Origin of the sequence: Nonomuraea corallina (genome assembly GCF_027620315.1) — a bacterium.
In the GTDB taxonomy this organism is placed as follows: Bacteria; Actinomycetota; Actinomycetes; order Streptosporangiales; family Streptosporangiaceae; genus Nonomuraea; species Nonomuraea corallina.
Genome location: NZ_JAPNNL010000140.1, coordinates 1 through 20,284, shown reverse-complemented (window position 1 = coordinate 20,284; position 20,284 = coordinate 1). Strand labels below are relative to the sequence as shown.

Annotated in this window: 14 protein-coding genes, 3 pseudogenes and 1 other annotated feature; of the genes and pseudogenes, 6 read left to right on the top strand and 11 right to left on the bottom strand. The window is 70.0% G+C overall.

Annotated features, from left to right (window positions below):
- A partial coding sequence (locus tag OUY22_RS27425) for a LamG-like jellyroll fold domain-containing protein (protein ID WP_270158059.1) occupies nucleotides 1-2,055 on the bottom strand: 2,055 nt, incomplete at its 3' end.
- A 428-nt stretch (nucleotides 2,056-2,483) separates the two neighbouring features.
- Nucleotides 2,484-6,497: a MobF family relaxase gene (gene mobF, locus OUY22_RS27420; protein WP_270158062.1), complete on the bottom strand. Its 4,014-nt coding sequence runs from the start codon at nucleotides 6,495-6,497 to the stop codon at nucleotides 2,484-2,486.
- 2,534 nt (nucleotides 6,498-9,031) lie between these two features.
- Here mobF and OUY22_RS27415 point away from each other — a divergent pair.
- Complete coding sequence (locus OUY22_RS27415) at nucleotides 9,032-9,472, top strand: hypothetical protein (protein WP_270158058.1); 441 nt, start codon at nucleotides 9,032-9,034, stop codon at nucleotides 9,470-9,472.
- A gap of 82 nt (nucleotides 9,473-9,554) precedes the next feature.
- Here OUY22_RS27415 and OUY22_RS27410 read toward each other — a convergent pair whose 3' ends face one another.
- The 7 genes from OUY22_RS27410 to OUY22_RS27380 all read right to left on the bottom strand — a co-directional run bounded on the left by OUY22_RS27410 (nucleotide 9,555) and on the right by OUY22_RS27380 (nucleotide 13,675).
- Nucleotides 9,555-10,148 (bottom strand): hypothetical protein, encoded by a 594-nt coding sequence (locus OUY22_RS27410; RefSeq protein ID WP_270158057.1) that lies wholly within the window; start codon nucleotides 10,146-10,148, stop codon nucleotides 9,555-9,557.
- Between the two features lie 405 nt (nucleotides 10,149-10,553).
- On the bottom strand, nucleotides 10,554-11,186 hold the full coding sequence (locus tag OUY22_RS27405) for a vWA domain-containing protein (RefSeq protein ID WP_270158056.1): 633 nt from the start codon (nucleotides 11,184-11,186) through the stop codon (nucleotides 10,554-10,556).
- A gap of 206 nt (nucleotides 11,187-11,392) precedes the next feature.
- Entirely contained in the window at nucleotides 11,393-12,112 is a 720-nt protein-coding gene (locus OUY22_RS27400) for an adenine nucleotide alpha hydrolase family protein (RefSeq protein WP_270158055.1), read from the bottom strand.
- Entirely contained in the window at nucleotides 12,109-12,363 is a 255-nt protein-coding gene (locus OUY22_RS27395) for a hypothetical protein (protein WP_270158054.1), read from the bottom strand. Before OUY22_RS27395 ends, OUY22_RS27400 begins: the two co-directional genes overlap by 4 nt.
- Nucleotides 12,364-12,413: 50 nt before the next feature.
- A complete protein-coding gene (locus OUY22_RS27390) occupies nucleotides 12,414-12,761 on the bottom strand; it encodes a hypothetical protein (protein WP_270158053.1) in 348 nt (115 codons plus the stop codon).
- A gap of 142 nt (nucleotides 12,762-12,903) precedes the next feature.
- Nucleotides 12,904-13,392, bottom strand: a complete 489-nt coding sequence (locus tag OUY22_RS27385; RefSeq protein ID WP_270158052.1) for a single-stranded DNA-binding protein — start codon at nucleotides 13,390-13,392, stop codon at nucleotides 12,904-12,906.
- Between the two features lie 94 nt (nucleotides 13,393-13,486).
- Nucleotides 13,487-13,675, bottom strand: a complete 189-nt coding sequence (locus tag OUY22_RS27380) for a hypothetical protein (RefSeq protein WP_270158051.1) — start codon at nucleotides 13,673-13,675, stop codon at nucleotides 13,487-13,489.
- A 364-nt stretch (nucleotides 13,676-14,039) separates the two neighbouring features.
- Between OUY22_RS27380 and OUY22_RS27375 the strand changes: the two genes are divergently transcribed.
- Entirely contained in the window at nucleotides 14,040-14,183 is a 144-nt protein-coding gene (locus OUY22_RS27375; protein ID WP_270158050.1) for a hypothetical protein, read from the top strand.
- A 287-nt stretch (nucleotides 14,184-14,470) separates the two neighbouring features.
- Here the strand turns inward: OUY22_RS27375 and OUY22_RS27370 are convergent, their stop codons facing one another.
- Nucleotides 14,471-15,052 (bottom strand): hypothetical protein, encoded by a 582-nt coding sequence (locus OUY22_RS27370; RefSeq protein WP_270158049.1) that lies wholly within the window; start codon nucleotides 15,050-15,052, stop codon nucleotides 14,471-14,473.
- A 118-nt stretch (nucleotides 15,053-15,170) separates the two neighbouring features.
- Here OUY22_RS27370 and OUY22_RS27365 point away from each other — a divergent pair.
- The 4 genes and pseudogenes from OUY22_RS27365 to istB all read left to right on the top strand — a co-directional run.
- Nucleotides 15,171-15,968: pseudogene (locus tag OUY22_RS27365) on the top strand (DDE-type integrase/transposase/recombinase); the annotation flags it as partial.
- 46 nt (nucleotides 15,969-16,014) lie between these two features.
- Nucleotides 16,015-17,237 (top strand): IS3 family transposase gene (locus OUY22_RS27360; RefSeq protein ID WP_408638210.1). Its coding sequence is split into 2 segments (ribosomal slippage): nucleotides 16,015-16,294 and nucleotides 16,294-17,237, totalling 1,224 coding nucleotides; the frame shifts between segments, so codons are not numbered across the junction.
- Nucleotides 16,293-16,406 (top strand) — a sequence feature (AL1L pseudoknot). (Overlaps the previous gene by 114 nt.)
- 31 nt (nucleotides 17,238-17,268) lie before the next feature.
- Nucleotides 17,269-18,036 (top strand): annotated as a pseudogene (locus OUY22_RS27355) (Mu transposase domain-containing protein); the annotation flags it as partial.
- 6 nt (nucleotides 18,037-18,042) lie between these two features.
- Complete coding sequence (istB, locus tag OUY22_RS27350) at nucleotides 18,043-18,834, top strand: IS21-like element helper ATPase IstB (protein WP_270158048.1); 792 nt, start codon at nucleotides 18,043-18,045, stop codon at nucleotides 18,832-18,834.
- A gap of 539 nt (nucleotides 18,835-19,373) precedes the next feature.
- On the opposite strand, the pseudogene OUY22_RS27345 reads toward istB, so the two are convergent.
- Nucleotides 19,374-20,284: pseudogene (locus OUY22_RS27345) on the bottom strand (IS1380 family transposase); the annotation flags it as partial.

The following is a 20,284-nucleotide window of genomic DNA, read 5'->3' as shown; positions in this document are numbered from 1 at the left end:
GTCGCCGATCTGCCAGGTGCCGCCGTGGTTGTCGGTGTGGGTGGCGATCCGGTCGGTCTTGCCGTCGTAGGTGTTGGACGCCCACACCCGCCCGGACGGCAGCGTGATCGTCGACAACTGATGCGTCGCCCCCGCTCGGGCCGCGTAATGCGCCTGCACCTCGGCCGCGGTCAACGGCTTACCGTAGAGGGCGACCTCGTCCATCTGGCCCTGCAACGGGAACGCCTGTACCCCGGAGGGGACCGCCGGCGACTTGGCCGGATCGGTGACGCCGTTGCCGATCGTGGCGTAGGTCCGCCACGCCGTGCCGGCGCCGGTGGTGGTGCCCGCCTGCTGCCCGTCCAGATACAGCGTCTGATCCTCACCGGCCACGGTCAGCACCACGTGATGCCATTGGCCGTCGTTCACCGTGCCGGTGGAGGTGATGGGGGTCATGACCGCGTCCAGCGCGCCGCGCAGCTTGCCGTCGGTGCCCACGTACAGCATCGCGCCGCGGGCGAGGTCGCCGGTCTGCTGGGTGCCGGCCGCGACCAGCACGCCGGACTGGCTGGTCTTGAACCAGGCCTCCACTGACAGTTGATCGCCCAGGTGCGGGATCGTGTTGGACGGCAGCTTGACGATCGAGCCCGTCTGGAAGGTGGCGGCGGTGTCGGTGGTGCCCGTCAGGGCGCCCTGCTGGCCCAGCGTCACCCCCTGGTAGGTCAGATCTCCGGCGCCGGACCCGAGGTCGGTGCCGGTGGTGCCGGATGCCTCGCCCAGCCTCCAGTAGCCGAACGGGTCGGAATCCAGCACCCGGCTGCGATACAACGACCCGCTGCCGTAGGCGTAGGTGGTGCAGTTCGGTGCCGCCACCGGCGCGCAAACCTGCTCCAACCGGCCCGCGTCATAGGTGTAGGTCCAGGTCAGCGGCTGCCCGCCGACCGGGTCGCTGGAGACTGAGGCCACCTGGTCGCCCTGCCAGGTGAACGTGATCGACCGGCCGCCCACCCCGCTGACCGTGGTGAGTTTGCCGCCGACGTCGTAGGTCAGGGTCTGGGTGCGTTCCCGCGAATCCTTGATCTCGGTCAGCTTGCCGGAGGAGTTGAACAGGTAGGTGGTGGCGCTCTTGTCCATCAGCCGCCACTCGCCGCCGCTCTCCTCGGCCAGGGTGGCGTACATGCCGGGCGGCGGCTGGAAGGTGCCGTCCCCGTTGGAGATGAACCGCACCTGACGCCCGTCCGGGTAGGTTACCAGCGCTGAGGTCGAGGCCCCGCGTACCTCCTTGGCCACCTTCATGTCCCAGCGGGTCGACCAGCCCACACCGAACATGCCATCGGTGCGCGGGTCCATGCTGTTGTAGGTGCGCACCACCGACAGTGGCGGTCCTGCGGTGGCCACGGTCAGGTCGGTGAAGGTGGCGGTGTAGTTACCGGTCTGCTGGTTGAACTCCTGCCCTCCGGCGCCCGGAGTGGCCAGCAGCGACGACACCACCGGTTGGCGCACACCGGTGGTGAAGGTCAGCAGCGGCGAGTCGGTCGTGGAGAAGTCGTAGGGGTCGCGGATGGTGACCCGCCACCAGTACTGCTTGCCCCACGCCAGCTTCCCGGCCGGCACCTGCCAGTTGTTGCGGTTGCCGGACACGTATCCCGAATCGGTGCATCCGGAGCCGGACATCGCCTCCACATCGCAGATCTTGAACGAGTACGACAATGCCGAACCGCCGTTGTTGCTGCTCCCCCACGCCCGCAACGTCGGCCTCAGCACGTCGACCAGATAACCCTGCTTCGGGTAGACGTCCACCAGGCTCGGCACCGCCAGCACAGCGCGTTCGGCCTGTTCGGCGTTGCGCACCCCCGCCGGCAGGTCTTCATCCGTCTGAGTACCCGTGTCCTGGGTTCGGTCTTCGGCGGGCACAGCCCCCTCGGGAGGCTGCACCTGCGCCTTCCACCCACCCCCGGGTTCTGCCACCTGTTCCAACTGCGTTGCAGGCAGCAACGACGGCAGGTTCTGCGCCGAGCCGCGCATCTGCTGCGGAACCACCGGCGAAGCCGCGACATCGTTGGCCAGCGCCGTCACCGAGGTCGCCGTGGCCGGGTAGGCGGGCAAGATGAGTAAGCCCGGCGTCATACCGGCCAGCGCGACAACAGTGCTTACAGAACGACGCCATGACAAAACCCGGCGCATGCGCCACCACACTCCGAACCACAACGGACGTTAGGACATCGACCGTCACTCGTCACCGCGCGTTCCACGTTCCTGCTGCGGCTCGAAGTTGATCGTCTAGCTAAGATCAACGTAAGAAAACCGGTCCAACCCGACAAGATCCGCAATGATCACAAATTGGACACCGGCTCTAGCGGGCGAGTTACGCTCCGTACGCATTCCCTCGGCGCGGAACCGGGCGCGCGCACGGTAGGAGGCACAGCGACAGTCAGCCGTCGAAAGAGTCCGGCGCCTTCCTTTCGGCCAGCGACCAGGACGCATTTGGCGCAGTATCAGACCAGTCACCTATCGTGTCCCTTGATCACGGTTCGCTTCTTCTCGATCGGGCCACGGGCACTTTCCATCTCGCGTTCGGGATGAAGGTCACGGGGCTGGTCCACGTATCGCCCGGAGCGAGCCTCCGCGGATTGCTTTATGCGCACAGCAGCTTCAACACTGCGTCGCTCGGGAGACAGCGTCCTGCGCCGGGCGACTTCCTGCTCCACAGCAGCATGCTGGCGCCGCAACAGCACACGATTCCCGCGGGCGGCCTCCTCCCGCCGCCCGGCATCAACCACATCCTGAGCACGAGCACTTCGTTGAGCAGCGGTGAAGTCTCGATCCAGGTCGTCGCGACGGCGCCGTACCAGCGGCCAGGTGACCTTCGGCGGTGCCTGTTCCGCCGCCTCCTGGGCGGCCTGCCGCAGCTCCGGCATGCTCTCGGCGAGGACGTCACGTCGTTGCCGGTGCTGCGTCCGCTGGTCCGCCACGCCCGCCAACTCAGTTTCCAACTCGCGGCGGCGTGCCCGTTGCCACGGCCGCAGCTTGCCGAGTTCGCCGGCGAGGTCGTGCTCACGCTGACGGAGCTCATCGAGCTGGCGGCCGTCCGCCGCCGCGGCGAGGGCCTGATGCAGTCGCTCGGCGGCCGACGATGCCGCCTCGATTCTGCGGACCTGCTCGGCCGCATGATCGCGCTTGGCGATCAGCCGGCTCTCGATGGGGCCGCCGCCGGCTTCGGCGAGCCGGCGCCGGTCCCGCTCGGCGGCCCGGATCTCGGCTTCCGCGACGGCGATCTGCCGGTCCAGCTCGTGCAGGCGCATCTGGAGCTCGCTCTCGGCGAGCAGGCCCACCCCGTACCGCGACTGGGCCAACGCCAGGGCCGCCGCCGCCCGCCGCACGGCGACCAGCGCCTCACGCTCAGCATCGCGCGGCTGGCCGTCACCAGCCCTCGCAGGGACGTCGTCATCGCGAGACACCTCCCGGTCGGCCGCATGCTCGCGGCTGATCTCCTTCTCCCGTCCGCCGGCCGGGCGCGGGGCGACCGGCTCGGGCTCGGGAGTGAGGAGCTTGTCCGTGCGGTCGCCTTCCAGGGTGGCGGCGTAGGCTTCCATCGCCCGCTGCAGTTCATGGTCCTCTCCCCTGACCTCGCCGTGACGCGCGCGATCGGCGTCGGTTTCCAGCAGTTCCAGCGGCAGATACAGGCGGGCGGTGGCGCGGTCGCGGGCCATCGCCGAGTACAGCGTGTGCGGGTCCAGGCCCATGCCGTAGATCAGGGCGTGCTCGGTCGTCAGCCCCTGCGCGGCGGCCACCGTCATCGCCGTCCCGTACGACAGACCACCCTCGGCGATGAACCGCCGACTGATCCACTCGGTGGCCAGGGCAGGCCCGTCGGGGCCTGCCTGGCGCCACTCGACCTGGACCCGGTGGCGCGCGTCGATGGCCACCACTGTGCCGCGGTAGCCATTGAGCACGTTGAGCTCGCCCTCGCCGCGCCGGGCCCGGTAGTCGTTGCGCCGTACGCGGACGTGATCCCCGACGGCCAGAGTGATGCTACGGCCGCCGGCGATCCGGTAGGTGCGCTCCGGCCCGGTGATCTCGCCGAACTCGCGCCGCAGAGCCCGAGCCGCCAGATTGAGCCGTTCGACGGCTTCGTTGGTGCCGGCCAGGACCAGCACGTCGCCGAGTTCGTCGTGCACCGCCTCGCGGTCACCGGTGCGATAGGACTGCCTGGCCTCGGCCCAGTCGGCGATCAGCCGGGCCATGGTGTCGTCGGCGCCGCGCCCGAAACGCACCCGCTCGCCCTGGCTCCACACGTACAGGGCTTCACCTCGTTGGTGGGCCCGCCACAGCTCCAGGGCTTTGCGTTCCAGCGGATCCCGCTGGCGGCGGTTGTGCCGCAGTATCAGCCCGCCGATCTGGCGGTGCACCGCGCCGAAGCCGCCGCCGACGCCGACCGCGCGCAACTGCAGCGGGTCGCCCACGAGCACGATCTTGGTGCCCCTGCGTTCGGCCTCCTGCAGCAGCACGGCCAGCTCGCGATCGTCCACCATCGCGCCCTCGTCGACCACCAGCACGTCCACACCCCGCAGCCCTCGCCGGTCGGGATCGCGGATGCGGCGCAGCCAGCCGGCGACGGTGTGTGAGGCGATGCCGGATTCGGCGGTCAGGTTCGCGGCCGCCACTGCGGCGGTGGCCGCGCCGCGCACCACGAGGCCGTGCGCCTCGAACGCGGTCTTGACGGCCGCCATGAGCGTGGTCTTGCCCGCGCCGGCCACACCGATGATCGCCTCGACACCGTGCCCGCCGGCCAGCACCCGCTCCACAGCGGCTCGCTGCTCGCCGGACAGCTCCACGGCGTTGCCGACCTCGAAGGCGTCGACGGCCATGCGCACCGTCCGGGCGTCGAGAACGGCTACGCCGCTGCCGTACCTGCGTCGTACGCTGGCCAGGATCGCGTTCTCGGCGTCCAGGACGTCCTGGGAGGTGAAACGCTCGGCGTTGCTCAGGTGGCCCGGCCCGGATTCCGGTAGTTCCACGGCGGGCGCGTGCCGCAGGACCTCGTCGGTGAGCGCCTCGGCATCGGCCACGCCCGCTACCCCGTCGGGCAGCGCGTCGATGACCGCAGCCAGCACATCGGCGCGGGTCACCACCTTGCGATGCGCGGTTAATCCTCCTCCGGCGCGCCAGATCCAGGCGGCGATCTGTTCGGTGCTCGGCCGCGGCGGCAGGGCGGCACTCTGCTGGGAGGCTTGGATCAGCGTGTCCGCGTCGATGCCCTCGGCTGAGAGCTGGCGGAGCCAGTCCGCGCGCAGGTCCACGTCCCCGACGTCGTCTCGTTTGTGCTGGCGGCTCTCGGCGGCAGCCACCTTGCGAGCCCGGCGCGAGGCCTGCTCATACGGCTTGCCGAGCTGGGCCAGCAGCTCCTTGACCTGCCCGTCCCGCTTGGAGAACAGGACGCGTACCCGTTCGGGGATAGCGGCGATCTCCCAGGCGCCGGTGTGCGGGTCCCGGATCCAGGAGATGCCGTACCGCTCGGTCAGGACGCGGCGGATGCGGGCCTTGAGCAGGGCGTCGGCGGCGTGCGCGTGCCGATGGATGTCCCGGCCGCCGGCGGCGATCGCCGACCACCGGCCGTCGCCGCGGCCGCGCACCAGGTTGGCGATGGTCACGTGGGCGTGCAGGTGCGGGTCGGGTGCCGCGCCGTCCACTGGCCGGGCGGTACGGTGCCACATCACCCATCCGAGCAGCCCGGTCGACTCCTCCCGCTCGGCTACCTGGCCGTCGCCCTGGTGGCCGCGAAGCCCGTAGGCGGCCCAGCCCTCCACCGCTCCCACCGTCTCGACCACGGCGTCGGCGAACACCGTCTCGAGCTCAGCGGCGAACTCTCTTCCGGCCAGCCCGTACAGCACCGACAGGCTCTTGGTGACGTCCAGGGTCAGGTCGTAGCCGCGGTTGCCGACGCGTACCCGGGAGGTGCGCCAGCGGCGTGCGACGGCCAGTTCGTCGGCTGGGTACGCCTCCCCCACGTCGAGGTCGGCGGCGCGGGCGACCTGCTCGATCTCGGTGACGGTCATGAGGTGCGCCTCGCCTTGGCGGGAGATGCCGCGCGCCATGCGGGCCACGCGCCTGGCCACCGCGGGCCGGTCGGATAACCGCTCCTGCACCGTGGTGCCCTGCTCGGCCGCGGCCGCTTCCAACGCCGCCAGGAGCGGTGCGGCGGGCAGCTTGGCGCGCGGGTCGACCGCGTGCTTGGCGGGCACCAGGACCTCGCCGCTCCACGGATGCACGCCGTTCATCAGCGCGCGGGCGGTGGCGTACTGGTCGGGGGTGAGCGGAGTCTGCGGGATGATCCCGAACTCGCCCAAGCCCTGGCCGATCCACATCAGCCCGCGTTCGTCGGCCAGCCGATAGGTGAGCCGCTCGCGCGGCTGCTGCGGTGCGCCCTGGGCCTGGTCGTCATCGCGGCGGGCGCCGCACCCGGCGCCGGCCTGCAGCCGGTACTCCACCTGCTCCATGGAGGGGGCGATCACGCTCACCCAAGCCAACGCGATCCACCTCCCCGATCGCAGATACCTTGGTCCATTCCTCCTCAGGATCAACGGAAAGGCGTAGGAATCCGGTAAGGAGCTGATTGGCCGCGTGCGGCGACGCAGAAGCTCCGTGCTGGCGGGCAAGGCCCGTGATGGCGTGCCTGGTGATGGCGGCTCTTTGGTCAAGGCGCCTCAAGCTGAACGGAGGCGCGGCAGGATCCTCGACGTGGTGTCCGCCCCCAAGGACGACTCCGGGTGCGAAGCCGCTCCTGGTGGCATGGATGGCACCGGGCCGCTCGGGTACGAGGCCCGCGCGGAGCGTAGGCGTAACGGAGGCGGAGCGCCAGCGGAGCCGGAGTTGCGCCGAAGTGGAGCGCGCCGCGCACAGGGTCGGCCGCAGGCCGATCGTGGGCGACGCGAGCATAGCGAGCGCCCTGTGCGCGGAAGATCTGGGCTGTCGAGCCCGCTACGGCGAGGTAGGTCCGGGTCGGCGGGCAGGGACGACGGCGCTCGCCGGGACCAACGTACGGCGGCGCGCATTAGGAGCGGCCCGTCTGGAGGGGCGGGCTGTGCTCTGGACTGAGGAGAGAAGGAGCGAAGCGACTGAACGACGAGGGAAGAGCGCAGCCTCAAGCGCCCCGATACAGGCCGGCCGCTCCTACGGCGGCCAGCCACCGCTGTTCGGGTGCTCCAGGAGTTCGCTGAGCGGCCGCCGCGGCCGCTCAGCCGGACGGTTTGCGCGGATGGCGCTGAGCGTGCGCTCTTTCGTGGCCGGGATGGCGCTTTCGCCGTCGTCGGATGGTCCTTCGACGGCGCCCGGCGGTCGTCGGTGCGCCCCGGCTCGGGGCTGACCGGCGTGCCGGCACCGCGCCTGGTCACCGCGATAGAGCGGTAGCGGGCCCAGGCACGTCGATACGGGTGGTGGATGGCGGAGGACGATGTGCGCCTGAGGTCGCGGCGCAGGGGCGACGATCCTCTCCGGGGCATGGCGCACGAGCACGGCGCTCCCCGTGGTGCCACCCGCTTTCGGTTGGAGAAGAAGTTGCCCGTCAGCCGATCCCTGTCTGGGGCGTCTCCGGCGGCGAGCTGGTGATGCACCCGGCCTGCGACCGGGCAGCTGAGTGATCCGGAGCTGCCCGGCTGGCTGCGGCCTATCGATCGGATGAGATGCGGGTACCCAGCACACGTCGTCTGAACCTGCGCGGGCAGGTGGCAGTGGCGGCAGGAACGCCGCGGCGGTCGTCGCGTCGGATGCTGACGATGGCGGCGCCGAACGCGACAAGTGCGAGAACGCTGAGGGCGACGCCTGCTGCGGCGATGAGAGTGCCCGGATCGAGAGCGATGGCGGGGAAGGATGCGCTGAGCATGAGGGGCTCCTGTCTGCGGAGGGGGCGCTCGCGTGGGCGGCGCCCGCCGGGGGTGTCCCGGCGAGGGCGACTTCGCAGGCGAAGGAGCGGAGGGCAACTTGCCCATCAAGATGTTTTGCGCAGCAAAAGATCTTGAACGGGTGGGTTGTCCGCAGTGACGGCCTGCGAGGCTGACCTGCTCGGGACACCAGCCCGGGGGACGCGGAGAGATCCCCCAGGATCCGCCAGCGGGAGGGTCGCGGGCAGGCGGCCGCTGGCGAGAGCCGGCCAGGCAGAGGCGAGCTGCTGGGGCACGGGGGCGGGCCGCGCCCGGTGCGCCGCTGAACGAGCCGGGTCCGTGGAAACGACTGCGGGGAACCCGGCTCGTGAGTACGCCCCGGGCTGGGACCGCAAGGGACGGCGAGGTGTCGCGCGGAGCGTAGGCGTAACGGAGGCGGAGCGCCAGCGGAGCCGCAGTTGCGCCGAAGTGGAGTGCGCCGCGCACAGGGTCGGCCGCAGGCCGATCGTGTGCGCGGCGAGCGTAGCGAGCGCCCTGTGCGCGGAAGATCTGGGCTGCCGAGCCCGCTACGGCGAGGTCGGTCCGGGTCGGCGGGCAGGGACGACGGCGCCCAGCGAACCCGAAGTACGGCGGCGCGCGGTAGGGGCGGCCGGCCTGGAGGGGCGGGCTGTGCTCTGGACTGAGGAGCGATGGAGCGAAGCGACTGAGCGACGAGGGAAGAGCGCAGCCTCAAGCGCCCCGATACTGGCCGGCCGCTCCAACGGCGGCCAGCCGGTCCGGATAACCAGCCTTCGCCCGCCCGGTCCACTTCGGCGTCCAGGTCAACGAGGAGGTGGGCTCTCCTGGATCTGCTGGGATTGGACGATCAGGCGCCCTGCAGGGTCCGGTCGAACACCGGTCTCCTGTGGTCTCGGCTCTTCCCCGCAGCGTGCTCCACAATGCGTCGATGTCGCGCCGGGCAGGCGGGCTTGCCCTTCTCGCCCGGGGTGTGGGGTTTCCCTTGCGGTTAATGGTGAGACCTTCTGGCGCATCTGTTCGATAATCAGGTGAGTGAAGCTCAAGCGCTTCGAAATCATGTTGGCCGTCCGGGAGAGGACGGGCGGCGCCGGCCTGGCGCCGCCCGTGGTCGGCCGCGTCCGTGAGCCCTTCGCCCCGTCTGACTCGAAGGAGATCCCGTGTCCGCCTCCCTGTCCCAGGTACGTCTGCATGCCGACCAGGACGGTCACCGCTACGAGCTGACCCTGACCGTCGAGGGTGATCGGCTGCACATCGAGCTGCGCGGCAACGACGCCGACGGCCAGTTGCTCGCCGACTTCAGCACAGCCGAGCCCATCCCGGCGGCCCACCTGCCCGTGCTCGTCCAGCTGCTGGCCGGCGGCCAGGCCGCGCTCGCCGGAAACCGGCGGACATTGACGCTGCAGGAGCGGCGGCACACGCACAGCAACTCGCACCGCCCCTGGACTCCCGACGATGACCAGCGGCTCAAAGACCTGGCCGCGGCTCCTGGCACCACCGTCCGGGATCTGATGCAGGTCTTCGGCCGCAGCCGCGGCGCCATCCGCTCCCGGCTGGAGAGGCTGGGCGTCGAGCTTGGCGCCGACACGGACAAGGCCTGAAAGTACGGCCTTGCCGTGTTCGGCGCTGCCCAGAAGCGGCGTGGCGGGCTCGTACCGTCCGCCACGCCGCCCTCGGCCGTCCCTACGCGGTCGTCGGCAGTGCCTCCGGCGCTCGCTGCGCGGCCTTGGCCGAGGCGCTGGCGAGGATGTCGGGCAGGTGCTTCTTGACGAGGGTGCGCAGGCGGCGCTCATTTGTGCCGAACCGGTTCGCGGCCTCGCGCACCAGCGGCTCGATGTCGGCCAGGTCCGGGGCCGGCTCGGGCAGGACACCGGCCCTTTCCGCGTGCTTGAACAGGCGCCCGAACTCGTGGCACCACTCCTGTCGGTCGCCGAATTCCTCCATCTCCTCACGGCTCATCGGCAGCGCCCGCAGCACGACGTGCACGTGCTGGGGGTAGGCCCGCACCTCCGGGTCGGTGAGCAGGAAGCGCACCAGCGGGTCCTCGGAGGCGGCCAGCTTCTGGTACGCCTCAGCCTGCTTGGCCTTATGCGCCTTCTCCAGCTCGCGCACGGCGGCGTTGCGCTTGTCCTCGGCCTCGAAGTAGGCCTCGACCTGGTCTGGAGCCATGGTGTGGTCCCAGTCCGGAACCGGATGTGCGCGATACACGCGGTCGGTCTCGATGCGGAGATTCTGGTCGTCGATGGCGTCGAAGAACGCCTTCACCTCGGGCAGCATGATGGAGAGCTCTCCTTCTTCCCGTGCTGATGGATGGACTGCCGGAAGAGGGCTTGAGAGGTGAGGGCCCGGGCCGAGGCGGCGGGCTTCCCCCTTCCGGCGAAGAGCCGACCGCGGCACGGCGAAGCGACCCGCGACCGTTCGGTTCTGCCTGCTTCAAGAAGTTTTGCGCCAGCAAAAGATCTTGAAGCAGGCAGAACTCGCCACTGGGACCCGCAGAGCGGGGCGAGAGGACGGTCGCGGGGCGCGCCAAAGTGCCGCAGGCTGCGAAGCCGGAAAGGAGAAGCCCGATACTGCCCGGATGCCGCACCCCGGCGCCCTGAGGAGGGCTGCCATATCAGCGGCGTGGAGCGAGGGCATGCTGACGGCCGCTGGTGATCGCGACCGCCAGCACACCCCCGGGGCTCAGTGCCGGGTGGCGGTTCTGTCCTCGTCGGTGAAGCCGTACCGGCCGCTGCGGCTGCCGCGGCGGACCATCTCGCCGGCGGTGGACAGCGCTGTCTGGCTGAGGTCGTGGTCGTAGTGGATGGTGGTCTCCTGCCGGATGCCGAGCATGCCGGCGAGCCTGGTGACGTAGGAGCCCGCGCCCAGCAGGACGAACACCCACTTGCGCTTCTTGGCCTGCAGTTCCTCGATCCAGGCCCGCAGGCGCGGCGCGTCGTAGCGGTGGGAGGAGTTCTCCGCGCCGTCGGTCAGGATGACCGTGATGATCTCCTCAGGGCGTTCCGGCTTGGGCAGTGCCAGCACCAGGGTGCGGGCCCGCTCGATGGTGTCGCCGATCGCGTCGAACAGGGCGGTGGCAGCGCGCGGCTGCAGCCGGATCTCCGGCACCTCGGCCAGTTCCACGTTGCTGAAGACGAGCTCGCCGACGTCGTCGAACTGGTACAGGGTGACGGTGGTGCGGCCGGGCACCTGTTGCTGCGCTTGCAGGAAGGCGCGCAGGCCCGCCTCGGTCTGGGCCGTGATCGGGTGCATGGACCCGGAGCGGTCCAGGACAATCTCGATGTGCCGCCAGAGGGCGGCGGTGTCGTCGGTCACCGCGTTCTCCTTCGATGGGCCGGTGCGGCGGGCCGGGGGTGGCCCGCGCTTGGGCCGCATCGACCACGGGTTCCCGGCGCGGGGGCCGACCGCGACGGCCGGGCTCTCGTGACCGCGCCCCGCGCCGGGGTTCCGTGGTAGGCCCAAGCAAGCGCGGGACCATCCGGCACAGGACAACCGGCCGGGGACTCAGCCAGCGGCGAAGGTCAGGCTGCCTGAGCGCGGCGGCGTAGCTCGGCCAGCGGCAACGGGCGCGTCACGCCGTGCCGTCGTCGCTTGAGGATGGCGACGTCGCCGAGTTCGGCGCGCAGCCGGTTTTCTTCGTGCTCGGCGCGCAGGAAGCGGTCGGGATGCGTGCGCAGGTGGTGCAGCCATTGCCGCTGACCGGCCCGTACGCAACTGCCGCCGCAGTTGTTGTGCCGGTAGCCCTGCTCGTACAGGCGGGGCGGGCGCACGCCCAGCGCTCGGGCTGCCTGCAGCATCTGCTCCTGGGTCAGGAAGGGCGGCTCGGCCATCGGGAAGCGCACCCGCCACGGTGCCCAGCCCCGCTGGATGCCGGGGATGCGGTGTCTTTCGGAGGAGTCGATGCCGACGTACACGATGGTGGTCCGCGGGTCGGCGTGGGCGGTGAGCCAGTCGCGGCAGGGCTTCTGCTTCAGCCAGTACGAGCAGGGGGCGATCCTGGCGTTGCCCAGGAAGCGGACGTCGGCGAACACCTCGAACGGGGTGCGGCCGTCGCAGACGACGGTGAGGTCGACGCCGAGCTGGGCGGTGGCGTCCCGGTTGAACCGGTACAGGTCGTCGTCCTCGACGAGGGTGTCGGCGAACAGCAAGGTCAGCCGGTCGGTCCCGTGCTCGGCCGCGACGCGCTGAGCGGCCACCCAGCTGCCGATGCCACCGGAGAACTGGACCACGTGGCGCATCATGTGAGCTCTTCGGGCGACGGCCGCCGGGGCCAGGACACGAGCTTGCGCTGCGCGGTGGCCTGCCGGCACAGCCGGACGCAGGCGGGGCACAGGGCTTGGCGCTGTCCGAGGGGATCGCCGCGCCGGGCCGGATTGCCGTCGGGGCCGACCGGGGTGCCGGTGGCCTGGTGGATCAGGACGGACACGGCATGGTCGGGATCGACGAGGAGCGGCCACAAGCCGCACCGGCAGCCTTCAGTGATCACAAGCATGTGCCCCTCAAACGGGAGCGGCTCGTGCTCGCCGGGGTCGCTCACGCACATCACAGGTCCGCCCACCCATCGGGCGTACGCCGGATATGGCGGACTTCGCCAGCGACACGAACCTTGAGCAGCGCTCCTCCTTCCCGGACGGCCAGCACGACAGCGGAGCCGCGGCCCGGCACGGAGAGGATCTCCCCGCAAGCCGTGGAACAGCCGGGAGCGGGCGTTGGGGCGTTGCCGAGCACGCAGGCGAGCTCACGCTCGTCGATCTCGTCGCTGAGCAGGCGAGCCAGCTCGGCGATGACATGCAGCAGAGCAGGGCGCAGATCCGCGCCGGAGTCGTTGAGCACGGCGCCGACGAAGTTCAGCAGATCCGTCAGGTCCGCGCGCGTGGAGGTCGTCAACATCGAGGTCGTTCTCCTTCCATGACGGACCGCCGTGCCTCCGGCAGGCGGACGGGCCGCAGGCACGGCGGAGCGAAAAGGGGATCCGAGTGGGGACAAGGGCGAAGAGCCCGCCCGGAAGGAAGCCAGGCGGGCCCTATAGGTGTCAGAAGTCCGGCTCGTCACCGGCCGCCGCGCCCGCGGAAACCGGCTCGCCGTTGACCTGCGGCCGCTCGGGCAACGTGCTCTCCCACGGACTGTCCTGCGGCGGGGTGTTCGGGCGGTTGCGCCGGGTCTTGTTCACCTGGGCGGTGGCGTGCCGCAGCGACGGGCCGATCTCGTCGACCTCGATCTCGTAGACGGTGCGCTTGTCGCCGTCCTTGGTCTCATACGAGCGCTGCCGCAGCCGGCCCTGGACGATGACGCGCATGCCGCGGGTCAGGGACTCGGCGGCGTTCTCCCCCGCCTGCCGCCAGACGTTGGCGGTCAGGAAGAGGCTGTCGCCGTCCTTCCACTCGTTGCTCTGGCGGTCCATGTACCGCGGGGTGGAGGCGATGCGGAACCGGGCGATCGCCTGACCTGTCGGGGTGAAGCGGAGCTCGGGGTCGTCGACGAGGTTGCCGACGATGGTGATGACGGTGTCGCCTGCGGCCATGATGATTCCTCCTGGTGGCGTTGTACCAGCGGGTTCCGAAACGAGGCAGGACGGGAAGCGGCGGAGGCCGGAGCCCCCCGCCGCCCCGGGTGGGCTAGTAGGGGATCTCGCGGTCGGCGACCGTGGACTGGCGGTAGGCCTCGACGGCCTCGCACACGCACCCCAGGCAGATGCGACCACCGTCGAGGGTCTTCCAGCTGTGCTGGAGGGTGACCTCGTTGCCGCAGCGGGTGCAGGCGGTGATGTCGGTGGCGTAGAGGGGGAGGTCGAGGCTGAGTCGCATGTCCGGCTCCTTTTCGTACGGTGCCCCTGCTGGGCGGCCGTTCCGCGTTTCGGTGAGGGAGGACACGCAGGTGGAAGAGACGGAAGGCAAGGCGGCGGCCCCGTACGGGCTAGATGTTTTGGCGCCCGTTCCTGCTCCTGCGCCAAAAGATCTTGACCGTACGGGGTGAGCGGAGCGAAAGCCGCCTTGCCTGGAGGAACGTGCCTGCGAGGCTGACCGGTCCGAAATGAGGGGCGGGTGACCGGCAGGGACATACGGCAGGGCCGGCCACCGGCGTCAGATTCGACCGCACGATCGGCGCCGGGCCTCAGCCACCGTCACGTACCACGGCGACGCACCTCCCCCGGCTTGGCTGGGCCTGAGCGTGCCCGCCGTCGGACGGGTCCCCGTGGGCGGCCTGGCCACGGTCACCGCCGAGGCAGGGCGTGCACGCCACGTCTGGGCCGCCGGCGTGGACGCCCCGGCCCATGCCGGCGACGGCCAGCCGTGGTGGCTGTCGCCGGCGTGACGGCGCACCGGCGCCGGTGGCGACATCGGAGGCTGGCTCCTCAAGCAGCTCCATACGGCTTACCGCTCCGAGAGCGGTCCGCTTGACGGCCAGGAGGACGCGGCCGACTTCTACGCTGGCCACCCGGCCTGCGGATGGGTGCACGGCACCCCTTTGAGATGGTGGCGCTGCCGATCGGGTCGTCCTCAGTGCGCCCGCTGGCGTCGCGAGCCAGAGGCGCCCATTAGCCCACCTATCCGGCCAGCGCCTCTCAAGTGATGCTGGCGCGGCGCAGTATGTCAGGGTCTTCAAGAACGTGACGACGCTCGCCAACCGGGAGTGCGAGCAATGCCTGACGGCGGGTAAGCAGGCCGAGCGTCTCGGGGATGGCCGTGTTTCTTGCCGTGCGGCTTCCTGACGATGTAGCCGAATAGGTCGTGCCGCCAGGGGACCTGGAAGCGGCCTGCCTGGCTAGAGCCCTTGCCGTCGCCCGGGTGGGTGAGGTTAAGCAGGTCCGCGAAGGTGATGCCCTTACCTTCGCTGTCCCACTTGACACCGTTGAACTCATTGCCGAGGCGGAGGATCGCGTCGCCGATGCCGCGCCTCATCGGCTTGGAGATGGCGCGGCCGTAGCGGGAGATCCAGTAGGCCAACGCCTCGCCGGACTCGTCGGCGCGCTGGAGGACGGAGGCGGCGGGCTGGCGGTCACCGCCAGCGGTTCCGCTAGCCAGCTGGGCGCGAACGGCCTCCAGGGCGGCCTGGATCGGCGCGGAGCGCATGTTGGCCCCGAGTCGGGGCCGCAGCAGGAAGCGGGTCAGCCAGTCGAAGTCCTCGACGCGACGACGCGGACGAGGTTGACGAACCGGGTGTCGCGGTCTGACGGCGGCCATGAGAAGCTCCCCGTAGGCGGCCAGATACCGCCCCGCTGATGGCCACCAGGTTCCCCGCGGACGGCCAGATATCTCCCCGCTTGATCCCGATCAGTCCCGGTCGGCGAGAGTCGAGCGGGTGAAGAGCAGCAGGGAGATCATGGAAATTCTTGAGGCGTATGACCTCACGGGCAGTTACCGCGCCGCGGCGGAGCTGGCCGGATGCGACCACCACACGGTGGCCCGCTATGTGAAGATGCGCGCGGCGGGCCAAGCGCCGGAACAGCGCAAGCACCGGGAACGGGCGATCGATGCCTACCTGCCCAAGATCGAGGAACTGGTGGTCCGCTCGCGCGGGAAGATCCGCGCGGATGTGGTGCACAAGCGGATCGTGGCGATGGGATTCACCGGCGGGGAGCGCACCACTCGGCGGACGGTGGCCGAGGCCAAGGCGCAGTACCGGCTGGGCCGTCATCGGGTTTACCGGCCGTGGGTGACCGAGCCGGGGCTGTGGCTGCAGTGGGACTGGGGAACCGGGCCGGTGATCGCAGGGCGGCAGGCCACGTTGTGGTGCGCCTGGCTGGCCTGGTCGCGGTTTCGGGTGGTGATCCCGGTCTGGGACAAGACACTGCCGACGGTCGTGGCCTGCCTGGATGCCACGCTGCGCCGGATCGGTGGGGTGCCGGCCTATGCGCTGACCGACAACGAAAGGACGGTCACCACTGATCATGTCGCCGGGATCGCGGTGCGCAACGCCGAGATCGTCGAGGTGGCCAAGCATTACGGGATGACCATCCGCACCTGCGTCCCGGCCGATCCGGAGTCGAAGGGCGGTAGCGAGGCGACGGTGCGCATCGCCAAAGCCGACCTGGTGCCCACCGAGGTCAACCTGCTGGGCGAGTATCGGCGGTTTGAACCGCTCCGACTTTCTTGGAGACCCCGAAGCCAGCATGATCGTGCTGGCGGAAGGGAGATCACACGCGATGCCAGCCCTCAGGAAGTACCCGCAGGAAGTACGCGAGCGTGCGGTGCGGATGGTCTTTGAGGTCCGCGAGCAGACCGCTAACGCCCCGGGTGCCATCGCCCGGGTAGCCCAGCAGCTCGGCGTGCACCGCGAGGCGTTGCGCAGCTGGGTCCGTCAGGCCGAGGTCGATGGAGGACAGCGTCCAGGCACCTCGACAGCCGATGCGCAGCGGATCGCCGAGCTCGAGCGGGAGGTCCGTGAACTGCGCCGGGCCAACGAGATCCTGAAGTCGGCGGCCGCTTTTTTCGCCCGGGAACTCGACCCCCGACCGCCCAGATAGTGGCCTTCATCGACGCTCACCGCGAACAGTTCGGCGTCGAGCCGATCTGCCAGGTGCTCGATGTCGCGCCGGCGACGTACTACGCCGCCAGGAACCGGCCGCCCTCGACCCGCGAGCAGCGCGATGAGCAGCTGTCGGCCGAAATCATCCGGCTGTGGAACGACAACTTCGAGGTGTACGGGGTGCGCAAGATGTGGAAGGCGCTCAACCGCCAGGGCGTGGCCGTGGCGCGCTGCACGGTTGCCCGGCTGATGCGCCGGCTTGGGCTGTCCGGCGCGGTCCGCGGCGATCACAAGCGCCGCACGACCATCGCCGAGCCGCTGTGCCCGCGCCCGGCCGACCTGGTCGAGCGGGACTTCGCCGCGCCGGCGCCGAACCGGCTGTGGGTCGCCGATCTGACCTACATCCACACCTGGTCCGGGTTCGTCTACGCCGCATTCGTCATCGACGTGTTCTCCCGGATGATCGTCGGCTGGCGGCTGACCGACCATCTGCGTACCGACCTGCCGCTGGACGCGCTGGAGATGGCGATCTGGCGCCGCGGCGGCCAGGCCGACACGCTCGACGGGCTGGTGCATCACTCCGACCGCGGCTGCCAATATCTGTCCATTCGCTATACCGACCGGCTCGCCGACGCCGGCGCGGTCAGCTCGGTCGGCTCCCGTGGGGACAGCTACGACAACGCCCTGGCCGAGAGCACCATCGGGCTGTACAAGACCGAACTGATCCACCGCCGCGGCCCGTGGAAGGGCCTGGACGACGTCGAGATCGCCACCATGGAATGGGTCGACTGGTACAACAACCGCCGCCTCCACAGCGCCTGCCAAGACCTTCCACCCGCCGAATACGAAGCCCTCTACCGCGCAGAGATCAACTCAGCTACTCTCGCCCCAGCCACGTAACCCGGTCTCCAACAAACCCGGCGCGGTTCAGTTTTCGCAGCTGGAGGTGGCCTGCCGCGAGTTCTGCCAGGAGGTCAACACCCGGGTTCACCGCGAGACCAAGCGGGCGCCGATCGAACTGCTGGCCGAGGAACGCCAGCGGCTGCACCCCCTGCCCAGTGCGCCGTTCACCGCGGCGTTCGGCACCACCCGGCGAGTGAACTGGGACTGCACCATCTCGGTGGAAGGGGTGCGGTACTCGGTGCCGCACCCTCTGGTCGACACCCGGGTCTGGGCTCGTTTCCACGGCGACGAACTGATCGTCACCGCCATCGCCGCCGACGGCACCACCAGCGAGGTGGCCCGGCACCAGCGCGGCAACGCCGGCACGCCGGTCATCGACGATTCTCACTACCCGCCCCGGGAAGACAAGCAAGCCGATCGCAGGCCGAGGGCCGGCAACGCCGAGGAAGCCGCGTTCTTGATGCTCGGCCCCGGCGCGGCCTCCTGGCTAATCGAGGCCGCAGCCGCGGGCACTCGCCGGATCAAGGCCAAGATGGCTCAGGCCGTGACGCTGGCCAAGCTGCACTCGCCGGCCGCTGTCGACCGTGCTTTGGGCACCGCCGCGATCACGGGCCGGTTCGCCGATGCCGATCTGCTGTCCATCCTGGACTACCAGGCGCGTCAGGCCAGCGCCGAGCCTACCCGCGCCGGCGAAGACCACAGTCTGCAGCCGGGAACCTCGGCCTGGGCCGCCTTCGGCACCACCACGACCGCCTTTCCCGCGTCTGCTCCCGCCCACGACGATGAGGACCTTTAACCTGACATGGCCACCCCGCTGCGCACCGTCCCCGCCTCCACCGGCGATCCGCTCGCCGAGGCGATCGAGCTGACCAGACGGCTCAAGCTTCCGCACATCCGCCGCGCCCTGCCCGACTTGGTGCCCACCGCTAAGGCCCAGCGCTGGGATCCGGCCGAGGTGGTGCGCGTCTTGCTGGCCGAGGAAGCGGCAGGACGCGACCGGGCCAACCTCAACACCCGCCGCAAACGTGCCGCTTTCCCCACCGGCAAGACCTTCGGCGACTGGGACGAGCAAGCCTCCTCCATCCCACGCCCCACCCAAGACGCGCTCAAGAGCCTGGAATGGGTGACCCGCCGCGAGAATCTATGCGTCTGCGGCCCGTCCGGCACCGGCAAGAGCCACTTCAGCGAGGCCCTGGGCCAGGCGGCCGTCGAGGCCGGGCTGACCGTGATGTGGTTCACCATCGAAGACCTCGGCGTCCTGGTGCGCCGCCACCGCGTCGACGACTCCATCGCCCGCGCGCTGGCCCGCATCATCCGCGCCGATCTGATCATCGTCGATGACATCGGCCTGTTGCCGGTCTCCCCGGACGCCGCCGAGGGCTTCTACCGCCTGGTCGATGCCGCCTACGAGCGGCGCAGCCTGGCCGTCAGTTCCAACCTCCACCCGTCCGGCTTTGACGAGATCATGCCCAAGACCCTGGCCACTGCCACTGTCGACCGGCTCCTCCACCACGCTCACGTGGTGGTCACCCAGGGTGACAGCTTCCGCCTCACCCAAGCCACCTCAGGACAGGGGGTCAAGCCCTTCAGCTAGATCAACAGCAACCAACGGTGGGGAGATAACTGGCCGCCGTTGGGGAGAACTCCGTGGCCGCCAGTGGGGACATCTCCAGGCCGTCTACGGGGAGAACTCGCAGGCCATTGACAGCGGTCCTTGCCCTGCTCGTAGTAGATGTCTCGCCGACCCTGTTGGTGATGTCCAGGAGGAACAATTCGCCCTTGGCGTCCCTCGCGTAGCCGGCGCCGCCTTCGTGGGTGCGGCCGGTAGCGATGGCTTCGATCTTGATGGACTGGAGGCGGGCGGGAGGTGACGGTGTTGAACTGGGTATGGGAAAGGCAGGCTCCTGCCTGACGGATGTAGGGAGTAACCCGCCTTCGAGGTCAAGCCACTTCCGCAGTGCAGCGAACGTCTAACCTCGATCTTTCTCGACCTTGAGTTGGTCGGCTGAGGTTTCGGCTGGAGGTCGATTTCCTCGCTGTGGTCAGCGTGGCTGCCCGGCTGTCGCGCCGGGTGGGCGGGGTTCCACGGGCCCGAGGGTTCCTTCCTGGTTCGTGGGGATGGTTTCGTGCTGGTCAGGTCGGCGCTGGCAGGGCTTGGAGCCGGGCCAGGGCGGTCAGGAGTGTGCCGGCCCAGGGCCATCGCGTGGCGATGCGCAGGCGCAGGCGACGGCCACCGCGCACCAGGCGTCCGGCGACGGCGAACAGACGTAACCGCAGGCGTTTGGGCTCATAACGGCGGGCGTCGGTGCCGTGTAGGGCCAGCATCTGCATCCAGGCGAGCAGTTCGCAGGCCAGGGCGATGATCTCGAGCCAGATCTGGTTCTGGGCGAAGTCGTGCAGGGGCAGGTTGCGTAAGCCGGTGTCTTTGCGGCGCGGATGCGGTCTTCGGCGCGGGCGCGGCGGCGGTGGCGTAGTTCCAGGTCGGCGAGCTGGCCGCCTTTGGTGCCGGTGACGAAGCAGGTGAAGCGGTGTCCGTCGAGGTCGGTGAAGCGCAGCTGGGCGCCGGGGTGCGGGCGTTCTTTGCGGACGATGACGCGCATGCCCTTGGGCCAGCCGGTCAGCTCCAGCAGGCCGGTGAGTTCGGCGACCCACGCGCCTGGGCGTGGGTGGCGGTCGGCGTCGTATGCCGGACTCCAGGCGGTGGTCGGGAGCTTGAGGATCGCCTGGGCGATGTCGTCGGTGATGGTGAAGCCGATGGAGTACTTCAGCCATCGTCCTGGGCGGGTGAGCCAGGCGAGGAACTCGTGGGTGCCGCCGGAGTCGGTGCGGACCAGGACGTTGTGCCGCAGGTGCTTGGGGAGCTGGGCGAGGGCGAGGCGGGTGGTCTCGATGTGGTCGGCGGCGGTGTTGGAGCCGGCGTTGCCGGGCCGCAGCATCAGGGCCAGGGGTTCGCCGCCGCCGGGGCCGGTGTGGCCGGCGAAGGCGGTCATCGGGTGGAAGCCGTAGCTCTTCTTCCAGGTCGGGGCGGCGTGCTGCTTGTCGGA